This is a genomic window from Pseudomonas fjordensis, assembly GCF_976987115.1.
The window spans coordinates 1692111-1705669 of sequence record NZ_OZ336860.1; the positions used below are offsets into that span (position 1 = coordinate 1692111).

Genomic DNA, 13559 nt, shown 5'->3' on the forward strand with positions numbered 1-13559 from the left:
GCCCGAGTAAAGGCCGCTGCTGGGGGGATCAGCAGCGGCAGGCGCGCACCATACAGTAAGTGCTATACCGGGTTACAGCAGACTGATCGGATAGCTGACGATCAACCGGTTCTCATCGAACTCGTTGCTGCTGTAGTCCCTGCGCATGCTCGAATTGCGCCAGCGCACGTTGAGGTTTTTCAGCGTGCCGCTCTGCACTGTGTAGCCCACTTCGGTCTCGCGGCCCCACTCCTTGCCGTCGGTGATAGTGCCGGTGTGCACGTTGCTGCCGCTGATATAGCGGTTCATCAACGTCAGGCCCGGTACGCCGAGGGCGGCGAAGTTGTAGTCGTGGCGAACCTGCCAGGATTTTTCCTGTGCGTTGTCGTAGCTGGAGTTGTAGCTGTCGTTGGCCAGGGTGCCGCCGCTGGTGCCGTTGACGCGCATCCAGGCGCTGTCGCCGGTGAGTTTTTGCAGGCCGACGTAGAAGGTGTTGCCACCGTACCTGGCCGAAAACAGGCCGGACCAGGTTTTGTTGTCCAGGTCGCCGGCGCGGGCACTGCCGTCGTCCTTGCCGTAGAAAAAGCCCAGGTTGGCGCCCAGGGTCCAGTCGCCCACAGGCTGGCTGTGGATCAGGTTGACGAACTGCTGGCTGTAGATGTCCTTGAGCTGGGCATTCCACACGCCGATTTGGGTGCGTTTGTCGTTGAAGGCATATTCAGCGCCCTGGAAGTTGAAGCGGTCGGAAGTGAAGGCGGTTTTACCGAACATCGACATGTCGCTCATGCTGCCGTCGTCCCGCGGGCTGTTGGCGCGGAACTGGCCGCCATACAGGGTCAGGCCGTCGATTTCCTTGGAGGTGATCTGTCCGCCACGCAGGGTTTGCGGCAGGGAGCGGCCGTCATCGGAACGCAGGATCGGCAGCACCGGCATCCATTCGCCCACCTTCAACTCGGTCTTGGAAAAGCGCGCCTTGAATGCCACGCCCAGCCGGCCGAATTCATCGGCTGGCCGGCCGTCATGGTCCAGCGGCAGCAACTGCGTGCCGCCCGTGCCACGGCCGCCATCGAGCTTGAGCGAGTACAAACCCAGCACGTCCACACCAAAACCGACTGTGCCTTGGGTGAAACCGGACTTGGCGTCGAGGATGAAACTTTGCGTCCACTCCTGCGCGCCACCCTGGGCTTTGGTCGGGTTGGTGAAGTTGCGGTTGAAGAAGAAGTTACGCAGGTTGAGGTTGGCGCTGGCGTCTTCGAGAAAGCCGTGCTCCTGGGCGAAAACGGGCAGGGCAGAACTGGCGACAGCAGCCGCCAGCAGCAGCTGGCGCGGTTGGAAAGTGCTCATGGTGTGGACCTGTTGTTATTGGGTTTATGCAGGTGACGGCCATGGTGCGCGGCGGTGCGGGGGCGATGAAAGTGGGGGAGGGCGGGTTGTGGGCGATGATCGAACGTAACTTGTGAGGGCAATAACGCAGGCATAAAAAAACCGCTTCCGGTAAGGGAAGCGGTTTTTTCACACCCGCGCTATCAGAACAACTTCAACGGCGGTGCTTGTTCTTTCAACGGCTCGTTCTTCGCGGTCTGCTCGTTCCAGCCACCGCCGAGGGCCTTGTACAGGTTGACCTCGCTGGTGAGCTGCGCCAGGCGGTCGGTGATCAGCGATTGCTGGGCACTGAACAGTTGGCGCTGGGCGTCGAGGAAGGTCAGGTTGCTGTCGACACCAATGCGGTAGCGACGCTCGGCCAGGCGGTAGTAATCCTGGTTAGCCTCGACGAAGCCGCGCTGGGCATCCAGTTGCTGCTTGTAGGTCGCACGCGCGGCGAGGCCGTCGGAGACTTCCTGGAAGCCGGTCTGGATGGCCTTCTCGTAGTTGGCCACGTTGATCTCTTTCTGGATCTTCGAGTAGTCCAGGCTTGCGCGCAGGCTACCGGCGTTGAAGATCGGGATGTTGATCTGCGGGGCAAACGCCCAGGTACCCGAACCACCTTTGAACAGGCCGCCCAGGGTAGGGCTGGCGGTACCGGCGCTGGCGGTCAGGCTGATGCTCGGGAAGAACGCCGCACGGGCCGCGCCGATATTGGCGTTGGCCGCCTTGAGGTTGTACTCGGCCTGCACAATGTCGGGACGACGTTGCAGCAGGTCCGATGGCAACCCGGCCGGCACTTCGCTGAGCAGGTCATCGGACAGCGGCTTGCTGGCGATATTCGCTGGCAGGCCGGTGCCCAACAACAGGGTCAGGCTGTTTTCGTCCTGTGCCACCTGGCGGGTGTAACGGGCCAGTTGCACACGGGCGTTTTCCACCGAGGTGCGCGCCTGGCTGAGGTCGAGGGCCGAGGCCACGCCGACTTCATTGCTGCGCGAGGTGAGCTTGTAGCTCTGCTCGAATGCGGCCAGGGTGTCCTGGGTCAGCTTGAGCAGTTCCTTGTCGGCCTGCCAGGTCAGGTAGGCATTCGCCACGCTGGCCACCAGGCTGATTTGGGTGCTGCGGCGCGCTTCTTCAGTGGCGAAGTACTTTTGCAGCGCTTCTTCACTGAGGCTGCGCACGCGGCCGAACAGGTCCAGCTCATACGAACTGATGCCAAGGCCCGCCGAGTACTGGCTGGCGATGGTCGATTCGCCGGTCTGCGACAGCTTGGCCGGGGTGCGCGAACGGCTGCCGTTACCGGTGGCCGATACCGCCGGGAACAGGTCGGCACGCTGGATCTGGTATTGCGCTGCATAGGCGTCGATGTTCAGCGCCGCGACACGCAGGTCACGGTTGTTCACCAACGCGGTCTGGATCAGTTGTTGCAGGGCAGGGTCATGGAAAAACTGCTTCCAGCCTTGCTCGGCAGCGGCCTGGCTCGGCGCCTGGGCCGACGAATACGCCGGCCCCTGCGGGAACTGCGCGGCCACCGGCGCTTCGGGACGCTGATAGTCAGGTATCAGCGAGCAGCCACTGAGCACGAATGCGGTGACGGCTAGGGAAAGTAGCGACTTGCTCATTGGCCAGCCTCTTTAGGAGTTTCAGTAGTGTCTTTCTTTTTGCGTTCGCCAGCAGCGGATACCGTTGCGTAGAACAGTGGCACCCAGAAGATCGCCAGCACAGTGGCCGTGATCATACCGCCGATAACGCCGGTACCGATTGCGTGCTGGCTGCCTGAGCCGGCGCCGGTGGAGATTGCCAGCGGCAGTACGCCGAGCATGAACGCCAACGAGGTCATGATGATCGGGCGCAGACGCATGCGGGACGCTTCGATAGCCGCCTCGACGATGCCTTTGCCTTGCTCATGCAGTTCCTTGGCGAATTCCACGATGAGAATGGCGTTTTTCGCCGCCAGGCCCACCGTCACCAACAGGCCCACCTGGAAGAACACGTCGTTGGACAAGCCGCGCATGCTGGTGGCGATCAGTGCACCGATCACACCCAGTGGCACAACCAGAATCACCGCGATCGGGATCGACCAGCTTTCGTACAGTGCTGCCAGGCACAGGAACACGACCAGCAGCGACAACGCGTACAGCGCTGGCGCCTGGGAACCGGAAAGGCGTTCTTCGTACGACAGGCCTGTCCAGGCGTAACCGACACCGGCCGGCAGCTCTTTGGCAATGCGTTCGACTTCGGCCATCGCATCACCGGTACTGTAGCCCGGTGCCGGGGTACCGAGGATTTCCATCGCCGCTACACCGTTGTATCGCGAAAGCTTGGGCGAACCGTAGATCCACTGGCCCGACGAGATAGCCGACAGCGGCACCATCTTCCCGTCGTTGCTGCGCACGAACCATTTGTCCAGGTCTTCGGGCGACATGCGGCTGGCGGCGTCACCTTGTACATACACCTTCTTCACGCGACCACGGTCGATGAAGTCGTTGATGTAGCTACCACCCAAGGCAATGGCCAGGGTCTGCTGGATATCGGCGAGGCTGATGCCCTGGGCACTGGCCTTCTCGTCGTCAACTGTCAGCTCGTACTGCGGCTCATCGTTCACGCCGTTAGGACGTACGCCGGCCAGCACCTTGCTTTGTGCCGCCGCGCCCAGGAACTGGTTACGTGCAGCCATCAGCTTGTCGTGGCCGACGCCACCCTGGTCTTGCAGGAACACGTCAAAACCGGTGGCGTTACCCAGCTCCAGTACCGAAGGCGGCACGATGGCAAATACCATGGCGTCCTTGAAGGCCCCGAAGAAGTAACCCTGGGCACGCTTGGCCACTTCGAACACCGATTGGGTCGAGTCACGCTCATCCCACGGCTTGAGCATCACGAACGCGAGACCCGAGCTCTGGCCACGGCCAGCAAAGTTGAAGCCGTTCACGGTAAACACCGACTTCACCGCCTTGCCTTCGCCTGGCTCGCCTTCCTTGTCGTTCAGCAGGAAGGCGCGCATGTCGTCGACGACTTTTTGCGTACGTTCAGCCGAAGCGCCGACCGGTGTCTGCACCTGGGCGAAGATCACACCCTGGTCTTCCTCAGGCAGGAACGCGCTTGGAATACGGGTGAACATCCAGATCATGCCGACCAGGATCAGCGCATACACCAGGAACGCCGGGATCTTGTGTTTGATCATGCCGCCCACGCCGCGCTCGTACTTGAGTACGCCACGGTCGAAGGTGCGGTTGAACCAGCCGAAGAAGCCGCGCTTGGGTTGGCCGTGTTTTTCCGGATCAATCGGCTTGAGCATGGTGGCGCACAAGGCCGGGGTAAAGATCAGGGCTACGAGTACCGACAATGCCATCGCCGAAACAATGGTGATGGAGAACTGCCGGTAGATCACACCGGTGGAACCGCCGAAGAACGCCATCGGCAGCAGTACCGCCGAGAGTACCAGGGCAATACCCACCAGGGCGCCCTGGATCTGGCCCATGGACTTGATCGTTGCTTCCTTGGGTGACAGGTGCTCCTCGGCCATTACCCGTTCGACGTTTTCCACCACGACGATGGCATCGTCCACCAGCAAGCCGATGGCCAGGATCATGCCGAACATGGTCAGGGTGTTGATGGTGAAGCCGCACGCCGCCAGGATCCCGAAGGTACCCAGCAATACCACCGGTACGGTCATGGTGGTGATGATGGTGGCGCGGAAGTTCTGCAAGAACAGGAACATCACCAGGAACACCAGCACGATCGCTTCGACCAGGGTGTGAACCACACCGGAGATCGATTCGGTCACCACCGGGGTGGTGTCATAGGGCACCACCGCCTTCATGCCAGGCGGGAAGAACGGCTCCAGGGACTTGACTGTTTCGCGGATGGCCTTGCCAGTGTCCAGTGCGTTGGCACCGGCCGCCAGCTTGATCGCCATACCCGAAGCCGGCTTGCCGTTGAACTGTGCACTGATGCTGTAGTTCTGGCCGCCCAGTTCGATACGCGCGACGTCACCCAGGCGAACCTGGGAGCCGTCGGTGTTCACCTTCATCAGGATCTTGGCGAATTCCTCGGTGCTTTGCAGGCGCGTCTTGCCGATGATCGTGGCGTTCAGCTGGGTGCCTGGCAGGGCAGGCAGGCCGCCCAATTGGCCGGTGGCCACCTGTACGTTCTGGGCCTTGATGGCATTGCTGACGTCCACTGGCGTGAGCTGGTAGTTGTTCAGCTTGGCCGGGTCGAGCCAGATACGCATGGCGTACTGCGAACCGAACACCTGGAAGTCACCCACCCCCGCAGTACGGGAGATCGGGTCCTGGATGTTGGACACGATGTAGTTGGAGAGGTCGTCCTTGGTCATGCTGCCGTCTTCCGACACCAGACCGATCACCATCAGGAAGTTCTTCACCGACTTGGTCACACGGATACCCTGTTGCTGCACTTCTTGCGGCAGCAGTGGGGTGGCCAGGTTCAGCTTGTTCTGTACCTGAACCTGGGCGATATCCGGGTTGGTACCCTGGTTGAACGTCACGGTGATGGTCATGCTGCCGTCGGAGTTACTGTCCGAGGAGACATAACGCAGGTTGTCGATACCGTTGAGCTGTTGCTCGATGACCTGCACCACGGTGTCCTGCACGGTTTGTGCGGACGCGCCTGGGTAGGTCACCTGGATATCAATGGCCGTTGGCGCAATGGCCGGGTATTGGTTGATGGGCAACTTCAGGATCGAGAGTGCCCCGACCAGCATGATCACCAGGGCAATTACCCAGGCGAAAATGGGACGGTCGATAAAAAATTTCGACATGGATTACTCCCCTTGACCAGCAGCGGCAGCAGGCGCAGCAGCGGTACCGGCGGGTTTGGCGTTGGAGGCTTCCGTGACCTTCACCTCGGCGCCCGGCTTGACGTACTGCAAGCCTTCGGTGATGACGCGATCACCGGCATTGAGGCCTTTTTCCACCAGCCAGTAGGCACCGGCGGTACGGTTGGCAACCAGTTCGCGTTGCTCGACCTTGTTGTCCTTGTTCACGATCAGCGCCGTCGGAATGCCGCGCAGGTCACGGGTCACGCCTTGCTGCGGAGCCAGGATGGCCTTGCTGTTCACACCGGCCAGCAACTGGGCGTGCACGAACATGCCCGGCAGCAGCACGTGGTCAGGGTTGGGGAACACGGCACGCAGGGTCACGGAACCGGTGGTCTGGTCGACCGACACTTCGGAGAATTCGAGCTTGCCGTCCTGGGCGTAGGCCGTGCCGTCTTCCAGGGTCAGCTTGACCTTGGCAGCGTTGTCGCCGGCTTTTTCCAGTTGGCCACTGGCCAGGTCGCGGCGCAGCTTGAGCATTTCAGCCGAAGATTGCGTGACGTCGACGTAGATCGGGTCCAGTTGCTGGATCACCGCCATGGCGTCGGCCTGGCCGTTGCTGACCAGTGCGCCTTCGGTCACCGCAGAACGGCCGATACGCCCGGAGATCGGCGCGTACACCTTGGTGTAGCGCACGTTGATCTGGGCGGTTTGAACGTTTGCCTCGGCCGTCATGCGGTTGGCAACGGCGGTGTCGTATTCCTGGCGGCTGACGGCTTGCTCATCGACCAATTGCTTGTAGCGATCGGTGATGGACTTGGTCTGGGTCAGGCTGGCTTGCGCGCTTTTGAGCGTGGCCTCATACACCGACGGGTCGATCTGGTAGAGCTGTTGCCCTTCCTTCACGTCGGCGCCTTCCTTGAACAGGCGCTTGAGAATGATGCCGTTGACCTGCGGCCGAACTTCCGCAATGCGGAAGGCCGTGGTGCGGCCTGGCAGCTCGGTGGTCAGGGTATAGGCTTGCGGTTGAATGGTGACCACGCCGACCTGAGGGGTTTGAGCGGGCGGTGCCGCTTCTTCCTTTTTACATCCGCTGAGCAGCGATGCCAGGGCGACGGCAGTGACCAGAGCGGTAACAGCTGGCTTAAGTTGCATGAAGATCCTCGGGTCAGGCGCGCAGAGTGCGCACAAGAAGTGTGGAAGGGTAAAAAACAAGCCGTGAGTGGATAAGTAGCTTGCTACGCAATATACTTACGTTCATGGTTGTTTGTAAACTCTTGACAGGCTTCGCGCAATGCTGACAAAGCACCGCCGCAAGCCTCGATTCTAGTACGTTCGGCGCCCATGACGGCGTCGTCCCACAATTATTCAGATGGTGGTCAAGTACCATCCACAGTGTCCTGATTGAGGTTTTACTGCCATGGTTCGTCGCACCAAAGAGGAAGCTCAGGAAACGCGCAGCCAGATTCTCCAAGCCGCCGAGCAAGCCTTTTATGAGCGTGGTGTGGCGCGCACCACCCTGGCGGACATCGCCGCGTTGGCGGGCGTCACGCGTGGGGCTATCTATTGGCATTTCAGCAATAAGTCCGATTTGCTCCAGGCCTTGCTCGACACGCTGCACGAACCCCTGGACGAATTGGCCCGGGCAAGTGAAAGCGAGGATGAAGTCGACCCGCTGGGCTGTATGCGCAAGCTGCTGATTCATCTCTACCATGAAGTGGCCCTGGACCCGAAAACCCGGCGCATCAACGAGATTCTGTTTCATAAGTGCGAGTTCACCGACGAAATGTGCGACATGCGCCGCCAGCGCCAGACCCACAGCCTGGAATGCAACCTGCGTATCAGCCTGACGTTGCGTAACGCGGTCAATCGCGGGCAACTGCCTGAAAATCTCGACACCACCCGTGGGGCTGTCTGCTTGCATGCCTTTATCCACGGTTTGATCGGCCAGTGGCTGCTGGTCCCCGATAGCTTTGAACTGCACCAGGACGCCGAGCGCTGGGCTGATATAGGGCTGGACATGCTGCGCCTGAGCCCCAGCCTGCGCAATTGAAACAAAATGCGTAATTGCAACCCGTTGTGTCAACAGTAAAGCCTAAAGACGGTCAATCGTCCTTCTGCCTGATTTGTGGGGTGACTTTATATACGGCATGGCGGGCGGTTGATAGGTAGCCGGCTAAGTATTTTGTAGCGATATTGTTGCGGTTCTGTGAAGCGATGTTTCCAAGAGGCTACCCCTGACACTGTAGGAGCGAGCTTGCTCGCGAAAAACGTTAACGATAACGCGTGCTTCCTGAGTGAACGCGGCGCCTGTTAGTTTTTCGCGAGCAAGCTCGCTCCTACAGTATTGGGTTTGCGGGTTACGTTAGATCGGCAGCGTCGGGTAGTCGATGTAACCCACCGGGCCTTTGCCATAGAAGGTTTCCGGGTGCGGCTCGTTCAACGGCGCATCGGCCTTCAGTCGCGCCGGCAGGTCTGGGTTGGCGATGAAGGGAATACCAAAGGCCACCGCATCCGCCTTGCCCGCCGCCAGCCAGGCATTGGCGCTGTCTTTGGTGAAACGTTCGTTGGCGATGTACGCACCGCCGAAGGCTTTTTTCAACTGTGGGCCCAGGCTGTCCGCGCCTTCTTTTTCGCGCGAGCAGATAAAGGCGATGCCGCGCTTGCCCAGTTCGCTGGCGACGTAGGTGAAGGTTTCAGCGAGGTTGTCGTCGCCCATGTCATGCGCATCAGCACGCGGTGCCAGATGCACGCCCACGCGGCCGGCGCCCCAGACTTCGATGGCGGCGTCGGTGACTTCCAGCAACAGGCGCGCACGGTTTTCCAGGGAGCCACCGTACTGGTCGGTGCGCTGGTTGGTGCTGCTTTGCAGGAACTGGTCGAGCAGGTAGCCGTTGGCGCCGTGGATTTCCACGCCGTCGAAACCGGCGGCCTTGGCGTTCTCGGCGCCGGTGCGGTAAGCGTCGACGATGTCGGCGATTTCAGCGGTTTCCAGGGCGCGCGGGGTAGGGTAGTCGGCCAGCGGGCGAACCAGGCTGACGTGGCCTTTAGCCTGGACTGCACTCGGGGCCACCGGGGTTTCGCCGTCCAGGTAGGACTCGTGGGAGATGCGGCCAACATGCCACAACTGCAGGAAGATCTTGCCGCCCGCACCATGCACGGCCTTGGTGATGTTGGCCCAGCCGCGCACCTGATCGTTGGACCAGATACCGGGGGTGTCTGGGTAGCCCACGCCCATGGGCGTCACGGAAGTGGCTTCGCTGAGGATCAGCCCCGCGGAGGCGCGTTGCACGTAGTACTCGGCCATCAGCGCATTGGGCACGCGCCCGGCATCCGCGCGGCAGCGGGTCAGCGGCGCCATGATGATGCGGTTCGACAGCTGCACGTCGCCCAGTGTGATCGGATCGAAAATAGTCGTCATGGAAAAAACACCTTCTCTTTTAAGTTGATCAGTGGGTCGCGGGGGCCAGGTCGGCATTGCCGCCCTGACGGAAAGTGATCAGGGTCACCAGCAGCGCGAGAATCGCCAGTGCGGCGGCCGCCAGCGGCACGCTGGTCAGGCCGAAGCCGTGGGCAATCACGCTGCCGCCGACCCAGGCGCCGAGGGCGTTGCCAATGTTGAAGGCGCCGATGTTCAAGGTGGATACCAGGTTCGGCGCGGCCTTGCCGAAGGTCACCACGTTGATTTGCAGCGCCGGCACTGCGGCGAACGAGGCGGTGGCCCACAGGAACAGGGTGATCTCGGTTGGGATCACCGCAACGCTGGTCCAGCTCAGCAGCGTGGACACCACCGCCATGCTGATGAACACGCCGATTAAGGTGGCCGCCAGGCGCTTATCTGCCAGTTTGCCGCCGATGATGTTGCCCACGGTGAGGCCCAGGCCGATCAGCAACAGGGTCCAGGTCACGCCTTTGGGCGATACGCCGGTGACATCGCCGAGCAGCGGTGCGACATAGGTAAAGAGGGTGAACATGGACGCGGCAAACAGCGCAGTCATGCTCAGCGACAGCCAGATACCGGCACCCTTGAGGGCGGCCAGTTCGGCGCGCATGTCGAGTTTTTCTTCGTCACGCTTGGCGGGCAAGAAGCGAATAAGGCCGATCAAGGCAATCACGCCAATCACGGTCACGGCCCAGAAGGTCGAGCGCCAGCCGGCTTCCTGGCCCAGCGCCGTACCCAGGGGCACGCCCAGCACGTTGGCCAGGGTCAACCCGGTGAACATCAGCGCCACCGCCGACGCACGTTTGTTGGCCGGCACCAGGTTGGCCGCCACCACTGAACCAATCCCGAAGAAGGCACCGTGGCACAACGCCGTGACCACACGGGCAAACATCAGCACGTTGTAGTCGCTTGCCAGGGCACAGAGCAGGTTGCCGATAATGAAAACACCCATCAACGCTACCAGCGCCGCCTTGCGTGGCAGCTTGGCGGTAGCCAGTGCCATGAACGGTGCGCCGATGGCCACGCCCAGGGCGTAGCCGGTCACCAGCCAGCCGGCGCCGGGAATTGACACACCCAGGTCCGCCGCCACATCGGGCAGCAAGCCCATGATGACGAACTCGGTGGTGCCGATGGCGAAGGCGCTCAGGGCCAGTATGAGTAGCGAGAGGGGCATGGGGCGTGTCCTTGGTGATTACGGTGCGCTGAGTTCGGTAATGAGCGCAGCGAGAAAGGCTTGGACCACTTCCTCATTGCGCTTGAAAAAGTGCCACTGCCCGGCCTTCTGGCTGCTGATCAACCCCGCCCGTTGCAAGGTGGCCAGGTGGGCCGACACGGTCGACTGGGACAAGCCGCAGCGCTGGTCGATCTGCCCGGCGCAGATGCCGTATTCGTGGTTGTGCAACTGCTCGGGGAACTGCACTTTCGGGTCTTTGAGCCAGGTGAGGATGTCTCGTCGTACTGGGTGCGCCAGGGCTTTTATTATTTCGTCGAGGTCGATGGACATGGCAGGGTGCTCGGTGTCGTAAAGCGTTATATCGCGATGAGGCGAACTTTAAATCGTCATATCCCGATATACCAATATGATTTTGATCTGAGGTCAAAGCGAATCGGTATATCGGGTTATAACGATATGTTGGTGGCAGTGGTAGACTGCGCGGCATGAATTATCTCGCACATCTGCACCTGGGCGGCCAACTTCCTGGGCAATTGCTGGGCAGCCTCTATGGCGACTTCGTCAAAGGCCGCCTGCAGGGCCAGTTCAGCCCGCAAATCGAAGCGGCGATCCAGCTGCATCGCTCCATCGACCGGTTCACCGACAGCCACCCCTTGGTGGGGGAGGCGTTGTCGCGTTTCAGCCAGACCCGCAGGCGCTATGCCGGCATCGTCCTCGATGTGTTTTTTGACCATTGCCTGGCGCGCGATTGGGCGCTGTATGCCGACCAGCCCCTGGAGCGTTTTACGTCCCAGGTGTATCGGGTGTTGGCGGCCGAACCCGCGTTGCCGGGGCGGCTGGCGCAGATCGCACCCTATATGGCAGCCGATGATTGGTTGGGCTCGTACCGCGAGTTTGCGGTGATGGACCAGGTGCTGCGGGGGATTTCGCGGCGGCTGACACAGCCTGAAGAGTTAGGGTATGCGATGCAGGAGTTGCGGGTTTTGTATGAGCCGCTGAGTGAGGACTTTCGACTGTTCTACCCAGAGTTGCAGAAGTTTGCACAATCTCAACTGACTACATGAGATCTGAATGTGGGAGCTGGCTTGCCTGCGATAGCGGCCTACCTGTTGAGAATGCTGTGGCTGACCCACCGCCATCGCAGGCAAGCCAGCTCCCACATTTTAGAGGGTGTTCACATTGCTTCAGGCGGCGAATGCTGGCCGAGCAGCCACTTGCTCAGTCTCCGGCACCGGCCCGAACAACGCCTTCTGCACCGCCTGCTGCGCCTGATACGCCAACGCCGCACGTTCCTGCCCGGCGCAGGCAATCGGCTTGAGCACATGAATCTCCACATCGCCGCGGTCATTGGAAAACAAGCGCATCAGGTGCGAGAGCAAATCATCATCGCCAATAAAGGGCGCCAGCGGGTCGACTTGGCCGTCGCGCAGATACCGAATCGCTACCGGCTGCAGTGACACATCCGCATCGATCGCGCTGGCCAGCAAGCGCCCATGAAACGTGCGCAGGCCGCGCCCGTCGGTGGTGGTGCCTTCAGGGAACATCAGCAAGGGATGCTGTTGCTCCAGATGACGGGTCATCTGCTTGCGGATCAACTGGCTGTCACCTGAACCGCGACGAATAAACAGGCTGCCCGCCTTGGCCGCCAACCAGCCCGCCACCGGCCAGGTACGCACCTCGGCCTTGGACAAAAACGACATCGGCGCCACCATGCCCAGCAACGGGATATCCGTCCAGGACACGTGATTGCTCACCCACAGCATCGGCGTTTGCGGCAACTCGCCGTGCACCGTCACGCGAAAGGGCAGGGCGTTGGTCAGTCGCGCCATAAAAAAGCGCGACCAACGCTGGCGCCGCACCATCGAGTTAGCCACCCCCAGGCGCTCGAACAGGCCAAACACACTGGCCATGCTCAACCCCAGCGCCACCACCAACAACACGCGGGCGATGCGCCCGTAAATGCGCAGGCGGTTCATCACATGGCCGCCTTGAAGTGGCGCGCATAACGCGGGCACAACTCGTCGCGCTTGAGCAGGATAAACACGTCGGCCACCTGGAAGTCTTCATCCCAGCACGGCTCGCCGCAGATCTTCGCGCCCAGGCGCATGTAGGCCTTGAGCAGCGGCGGCATTTCGGCGATGACGTTGGACGGCAGGTCCAGGGCCGGCAGCGGTTTTTTTGGTTCGGCGCGCAGGTGTTCGTTGCACAGGTAGCGCTCGCGCAAGCGCTGCATGATCGCGTGGGCCTGGATGCCGCCATCGTGCATCGGGATGCTTGCGCAACCCATCAGGTAGCTGTAGCCGCCCTGGTTGAGCACCTCGGCCAACTCGCCCCAGAGCACCGCGATGGTGCCGCCGTTGCGGTAGGCCGGGTCGACGCAGGTACGGCCGATTTCCAGGATCGGGCCCTGCAAGTGCAGCAGGCCATGCAGGCTGAATTCTTCTTCACTGTAGAACCGGCCCAGGGTGCTGGCCGCCTGGTGGTCGAGCAGACGGGTGGTGGCGACAAGTCGGCCGCTGTTCAAATCCCGCACGCCGATATGGCTGCAGTGAACATCATAGTCATCCATGTCCAGACCCAGTTCCGCGCCCTTCAGCTTGGCGTTGAACTCGCCGCTGAACACGTTGAACCGCAGGGCCTGGGCTTCCTGCAATGCCTGTGCGCCTACCAGGCGTTCGGCTTGCAGACGGCGTTCATTGCCTTTGTCGCTGATGCGGGCGATCTGAGTCATAGCGAGTCTCCGGGTGCCGGCCAGGTTGCGGCCAGTCGACTTTGTTGTCCAAAGTCAGGCTATGTAGCCTCGGTGTCAGCTCCATGAAGTTACG

Annotated in this window: 11 protein-coding genes; 2 read left to right on the forward strand and 9 right to left on the reverse strand. The window is 61.2% G+C overall.

Annotation, left to right across the window (positions count from 1 at the left end; all coding sequences use genetic code 11):
- Positions 1 to 72: 72 nt before the first annotated feature.
- The 4 genes from ACWHXD_RS07725 to ACWHXD_RS07740 all read right to left on the reverse strand — a co-directional run bounded on the left by ACWHXD_RS07725 (position 73) and on the right by ACWHXD_RS07740 (position 7273).
- Positions 73 to 1323, reverse strand: a complete 1251-nt coding sequence (locus ACWHXD_RS07725; RefSeq protein WP_138763386.1) for an OprD family porin — start codon at positions 1321 to 1323, stop codon at positions 73 to 75.
- Between the two features lie 182 nt (positions 1324 to 1505).
- Positions 1506 to 2963 (reverse strand): AdeC/AdeK/OprM family multidrug efflux complex outer membrane factor, encoded by a 1458-nt coding sequence (gene adeC, locus ACWHXD_RS07730; RefSeq protein ID WP_003189337.1) that lies wholly within the window; start codon positions 2961 to 2963, stop codon positions 1506 to 1508.
- Positions 2960 to 6121 (reverse strand): efflux RND transporter permease subunit, encoded by a 3162-nt coding sequence (locus ACWHXD_RS07735; protein WP_138763615.1) that lies wholly within the window; start codon positions 6119 to 6121, stop codon positions 2960 to 2962. Before ACWHXD_RS07735 ends, adeC begins: the two co-directional genes overlap by 4 nt.
- 3 nt (positions 6122 to 6124) lie before the next feature.
- Positions 6125 to 7273 carry an efflux RND transporter periplasmic adaptor subunit gene (locus ACWHXD_RS07740; RefSeq protein ID WP_032893110.1) on the reverse strand — a complete coding sequence of 383 codons (1149 nt, stop codon included), beginning with the start codon at positions 7271 to 7273 and terminating at the stop codon, positions 6125 to 6127.
- A 265-nt stretch (positions 7274 to 7538) separates the two neighbouring features.
- Between ACWHXD_RS07740 and ACWHXD_RS07745 the strand changes: the two genes are divergently transcribed.
- On the forward strand, positions 7539 to 8171 hold the full coding sequence (locus ACWHXD_RS07745) for a TetR family transcriptional regulator (RefSeq protein ID WP_138763616.1): 633 nt from the start codon (positions 7539 to 7541) through the stop codon (positions 8169 to 8171).
- Positions 8172 to 8483: 312 nt separating this feature from the next.
- On the opposite strand, the gene ACWHXD_RS07750 is transcribed toward ACWHXD_RS07745, so the two are convergent.
- From ACWHXD_RS07750 to ACWHXD_RS07760, 3 genes are read right to left on the reverse strand one after another with little or no spacing between them, the layout of a single operon-like run.
- The gene (locus ACWHXD_RS07750; RefSeq protein WP_047710259.1) at positions 8484 to 9539 is read right to left on the reverse strand and encodes an alkene reductase; all 1056 of its coding nucleotides are present in this window, start codon (positions 9537 to 9539) and stop codon (positions 8484 to 8486) included.
- A 28-nt stretch (positions 9540 to 9567) separates the two neighbouring features.
- Positions 9568 to 10734 (reverse strand): MFS transporter, encoded by a 1167-nt coding sequence (locus ACWHXD_RS07755; protein WP_032893107.1) that lies wholly within the window; start codon positions 10732 to 10734, stop codon positions 9568 to 9570.
- 18 nt (positions 10735 to 10752) lie between these two features.
- Entirely contained in the window at positions 10753 to 11064 is a 312-nt protein-coding gene (locus ACWHXD_RS07760) for an ArsR/SmtB family transcription factor (protein ID WP_032893106.1), read from the reverse strand.
- Between the two features lie 155 nt (positions 11065 to 11219).
- On the opposite strand from ACWHXD_RS07760, the gene ACWHXD_RS07765 reads away from it, so the two are divergent.
- A complete protein-coding gene (locus ACWHXD_RS07765; RefSeq protein ID WP_032893105.1) occupies positions 11220 to 11798 on the forward strand; it encodes an acyl carrier protein phosphodiesterase in 579 nt (192 codons plus the stop codon).
- A 120-nt stretch (positions 11799 to 11918) separates the two neighbouring features.
- Here the strand turns inward: ACWHXD_RS07765 and ACWHXD_RS07770 are convergent, their stop codons facing one another.
- Positions 11919 to 12710, reverse strand: a complete 792-nt coding sequence (locus ACWHXD_RS07770) for a lysophospholipid acyltransferase family protein (RefSeq protein ID WP_047710261.1) — start codon at positions 12708 to 12710, stop codon at positions 11919 to 11921.
- Positions 12710 to 13465, reverse strand: coding sequence for an L-ornithine N(alpha)-acyltransferase (gene olsB / locus ACWHXD_RS07775; protein ID WP_003189352.1), 756 nt, complete (start codon positions 13463 to 13465; stop codon positions 12710 to 12712). The genes ACWHXD_RS07770 and olsB overlap by 1 nt, the downstream gene beginning before the upstream one ends.
- Positions 13466 to 13559 lie beyond the last annotated feature (94 nt).

Excerpts from the sequence above, each read along its gene's own strand:
- ACWHXD_RS07745 (WP_138763616.1), top strand. The coding sequence starts at position 7,539 with ATGGTTCGTCGCACCAAAGAGGAAGCTCAGGAAACGCGCAGCCAGATT.
- ACWHXD_RS07765 (WP_032893105.1), top strand. The coding sequence starts at position 11,220 with ATGAATTATCTCGCACATCTGCACCTGGGCGGCCAACTTCCTGGGCAA.
- ACWHXD_RS07735 (WP_138763615.1), bottom strand. The coding sequence starts at position 6,121 with ATGTCGAAATTTTTTATCGACCGTCCCATTTTCGCCTGGGTAATTGCC.
- olsB (WP_003189352.1), bottom strand. The coding sequence starts at position 13,465 with ATGACTCAGATCGCCCGCATCAGCGACAAAGGCAATGAACGCCGTCTG.
- ACWHXD_RS07760 (WP_032893106.1), bottom strand. The coding sequence starts at position 11,064 with ATGTCCATCGACCTCGACGAAATAATAAAAGCCCTGGCGCACCCAGTA.
- ACWHXD_RS07740 (WP_032893110.1), bottom strand. The coding sequence starts at position 7,273 with ATGCAACTTAAGCCAGCTGTTACCGCTCTGGTCACTGCCGTCGCCCTG.
- ACWHXD_RS07725 (WP_138763386.1), bottom strand. The coding sequence starts at position 1,323 with ATGAGCACTTTCCAACCGCGCCAGCTGCTGCTGGCGGCTGCTGTCGCC.
- ACWHXD_RS07770 (WP_047710261.1), bottom strand. The coding sequence starts at position 12,710 with ATGAACCGCCTGCGCATTTACGGGCGCATCGCCCGCGTGTTGTTGGTG.
- adeC (WP_003189337.1), bottom strand. The coding sequence starts at position 2,963 with ATGAGCAAGTCGCTACTTTCCCTAGCCGTCACCGCATTCGTGCTCAGT.
- ACWHXD_RS07750 (WP_047710259.1), bottom strand. The coding sequence starts at position 9,539 with ATGACGACTATTTTCGATCCGATCACACTGGGCGACGTGCAGCTGTCG.
- ACWHXD_RS07755 (WP_032893107.1), bottom strand. The coding sequence starts at position 10,734 with ATGCCCCTCTCGCTACTCATACTGGCCCTGAGCGCCTTCGCCATCGGC.